Raw genomic sequence first — 2,424 nt, 5'->3', positions numbered from 1 at the left:
TTGCGGACCCGGCGGGATCAGTGACCCAGGCGGATGCGGTAGGCGAAGTCGCCGCCCTCGGCGTTGGCGCCGGACTTGTCGACGACGTACGCGATGCCGTCCTCGATCTCGACGTGGTTCGGGTTGGCCTCGGTGACCAGGTCGCGCACGGTGCCGCGCCGGGGGTCGACGACGGAGACCGTGGCGGCGACGCGGTTGGCGACGACCAGCTTGCCGGTGCGCTCGTCGGTGGCCACGGACAGCGCGCCCGCGCCGGTCGGGATGGTGGCCTTGACGGTGCTGGTGCGCAGGTCGACGACCGAGACGGTGCCGTCGGTCTGGTTGGCGGTGTAGGCGGTCCGGCCGTCCTTGGAGAGGGAGACCGAGATCGCGCCGGCGCCGGCCGGGTGCAGCTTCACGGCGTCCTTCCAGGGGGAGATCTCGATGACCTGGGCGCCGTTCAGGTCGGTCGCGTAGACCTTGCCGCTGCGCTCGTCCAGCGCCAGGCCGGCCGGGCGGGAGCCCTCGACCGTCACGCGGCGCTTCTCCTCGAAGGTGTCGGTGTCGAAGGCGACCACCTCGGCGGAGTTCACCGCGCTGACCCAGGCGGTGTCGCGGCGGGTGTCCACCACGACCTCGCGGGCGTGGCTGACGTTCGGGAGGAAGGCGAGGTGCTTGCCGGTCCGCTGGCTGTAGACGGCCACGCCGTTGTCGCGTGTGTTGGCGACCCAGACCGTGTTGTTCTCGTCGTCCACCTCGACGCCGTACACGGCCTCGCGCCTGCCGGTCGCCGCGTCCAGCAGGGGCGGGGAGATGGTGTCCAGGACCTCGAGGGTGTCGGGGTCGAGCTTCAGCAGGGCGGTCTCGGTGACCGGCGGCCGGCCCACGGCGGTGGCGGCCCAGAGCACGTCGTTGCGCTCCGAGTAGGCGGTCTGGTACTGCCCCTTGGCCACGGCCGTCTTGGTCGCGATCGAGGGAGCCTGGTGACCGGCGCCCGTGCCCGGGTGGGCGGCGGCCGGACCGGCCGGCGACATGCCGGCGGCGAGGGCCACCGTCACGGCGGCGGCACGGCGGATGCGACGGGTGATGCTCATGGGTCGGCGAACTCCTTGTACCGGGGCGCTCCCGGTGGAGCACCTGCAGGATCAACTTAGCTTAGGCTTACCTAACTTCGACGTTCCTCCACAGTGACAACTGTCACAACTGGCCGCATATACAGGGAAGTTGAGACGGCGAAGGCCACCCTCGGCTGCGACATGTGTCGCGCGCGAGGGTGGCCTTCGCCGGGGTGGGAGAGGTCAGTGACCGAGGTCGATCCGGTAGCCGAGGTCGAAGCCGTCGGCACCGGCGCCCGACTTGTCGAGCACATAGGCGGTGCCGTCGACGACCGTCACGTGGTTCGGGTTCTTCTGCGTCGGCAGGTTCTGCACCGCGCCCGTCCGCGGGTCGACGACCGAGACGGTGGCGGCGACGCGGTTGACGACCACCAGGTTGCCGGTGCGCTCGTCGGTGGCCACGGAGAGCGCGCCCGCGCCGGTCGGGACGGTGGCCGTGAGGGTGCCGGTGTTCAGGTTGACCACCGAGACGGTGCCGTCGGTCTGGTTGGTGGTGTAGGCGGTCCGGCCGTTCCTGGACAGCGAGACCGAGATCGCGCCGGCGCCGGCCGGGTGGAACTTGACGACCTCGTCCTTGTACGGGGAGAACTGCGCGATGCGCGGGTTGTTGAGGTCGCTCGCGTACACCTTGCCGGTGTTCTCGTCCAGGGCGAGGCCCATGAAGCCGGCGCCCTCGACGGCGATGCGCTTCTTCTCCTCGAAGGTGTCCGTGTCGAAGGCGACGACCTCGCCGCTGTTGAACGAGGTGGCCCAGGCCAGGTCGCGCTTCTCGTCCACCACGACCTCGCGGGCGTGCCCGACGTTCGGCAGGGAGGCGAGGTGCTCGCCGGTGGCCTGGCTGTAGACGGCCACGCCGTTGTCGCGGGTGTTGGTGACCCAGACGGTGTTGTTCTCGTCGTCCACGTCGACGCCGTAGACGGCCTCGCGGGCGCCGGTCGTCTCGTTGACCACCGGAGGGGTGAAGGTGTCCAGGACCTCGAGGGTGTCGGGGTCGAGCTTCAGCAGGGCGGTCTGGGTGACCGGCGGACGGCCGGTGGACGCGGTCGCCCACAGGACGTCGTTCCGCTCGGAGTAGGCAGTCTGGTAGAGGCCCTTCCACACCGGGGCGGTGGTCTCGACGGTGGCCGGCTCCGGCGTGAACGGCGTGGCGGAGGCCGGGGCGGTGAGGGTGAGGCCGGCGGCGGCGGCCACGGTGACGGCGGCGGCGACGCGGAGGCGTGCGGAGTTCATGAAGGGTCGATCTCCTGACGGAAGGGAGGCGCGAGTGGTGGAAGTGCCCTGCGCGGGACAGTGGTTGCGGAGCGGGGGTCAGCCGGCCGCGGGGGCCTCG

General features: G+C 71.0%; 2 protein-coding genes. Both read right to left on the bottom strand.

What is annotated here, in order from left to right:
• Positions 1–17: 17 nt before the first annotated feature.
• Positions 18–1,073 (bottom strand): YncE family protein, encoded by a 1,056-nt coding sequence (locus ACOV8S_RS32740; protein ID WP_448322275.1) that lies wholly within the window; start codon positions 1,071–1,073, stop codon positions 18–20.
• A 204-nt stretch (positions 1,074–1,277) separates the two neighbouring features.
• The gene (locus ACOV8S_RS32735; RefSeq protein WP_448322273.1) at positions 1,278–2,324 is read right to left on the bottom strand and encodes a YncE family protein; all 1,047 of its coding nucleotides are present in this window, start codon (positions 2,322–2,324) and stop codon (positions 1,278–1,280) included.
• Positions 2,325–2,424: the final 100 nt, after the last annotated feature.

It is taken from the genome of Streptomyces sp. CO7 (assembly GCF_053474865.1).
The sequence above is the reverse complement of the archived record's forward strand: the minus strand, read 5'-3'. Positions and strand labels throughout refer to the sequence as shown.